Source organism: Shewanella sp. T24-MNA-CIBAN-0130 (genome assembly GCF_040310185.1).
Lineage (GTDB): Bacteria > Pseudomonadota > Gammaproteobacteria > Enterobacterales > Shewanellaceae > Shewanella > Shewanella psychromarinicola.
In genome coordinates, this window is the sequence record NZ_JBEOPP010000470.1 from 1 (window position 1) to 249 (window position 249).

1 pseudogene is annotated in these 249 nt (G+C 30.1%); it reads left to right on the top strand.

Features of this window, described 5'->3' with window-relative positions:
• A pseudogene (locus AAEZ02_RS23160) lies at window positions 1-186 on the top strand (hypothetical protein); the annotation flags it as partial.
• Window positions 187-249: the final 63 nt, after the last annotated feature.

Sequence of the window (249 nt, forward strand, 5' to 3'; positions counted from 1 at the left end):
CCTTACAAGCCTTATGAATTTACATCACAATGGCAAATAGATAGCTTTAATGATGATGTTATGCGTTATAAGCAGTGCATCGCTGATTTTGTTGCAGAGATGAATGAAGCATCAGAAAAGCATTTAAATGCTGCTGAGGATGCAATAGAAGAGTGGAATCAATTTGTAAATTACGAATTAAATTAATCTTTTAACGATAATAAATATCAGTCAAATAGACAGGAAAACTTATTTTAAATTTATTGTCAT